This window comes from Haloferula sp. A504 (genome assembly GCF_044385805.1).
In the GTDB taxonomy this organism is placed as follows: Bacteria; Verrucomicrobiota; Verrucomicrobiia; order Verrucomicrobiales; family Akkermansiaceae; genus Haloferula.
In genome coordinates, this window is the sequence record NZ_JBISBU010000217.1 from 1 (window position 1) to 432 (window position 432).

Below are 432 nucleotides of genomic sequence, written 5' to 3' on the forward strand. Positions count from 1 at the left end.
TCCGAAATCGGCGACTTCGTGCGTTTCACCCATCCGCGCCAGCTGATGAGTTATCTCGGCCTCACCCCTGGAGAATACACCACCGGTGGCAAACAAAAACAGACCGGAATCACCAAATGCGGCAATGCCCACGCCCGCTGGATTCTCATCGAATGCGCCACCCACTACCGTGTGCAGCCGCGCGTCAGCTACGCCATGGCCGAGAGACAGAAAGGCAAGCCGCGTTGGATCAAAGAGATCGCCTGGCGCGCGCAGAACCGCCTTCACGCCCGATTCAGGACCTTGAAGGGCCGCCTCATGCATCACAACAAGGTCAAGGTCGCCGTCGCCCGTGAGTTGACCGCCTTCATCTGGGAGTTGGGAGTGAAGATCCAGAGCAACGCCGCCCGATGAACCCGCCGTCTTCCATTCCGTCACTTTCGAAAATGTCCA

At 59.3% G+C, this 432-nt stretch carries 1 protein-coding gene; it reads left to right on the plus strand.

All coding sequences use genetic code 11. From position 1 onward, the window contains the following. Positions 1 to 393, plus strand: a 393-nt coding sequence (locus ACG2LG_RS24260) for a transposase (protein WP_396263493.1), incomplete at its 5' end; no start/stop codon positions are given. Positions 394 to 432: the final 39 nt, after the last annotated feature.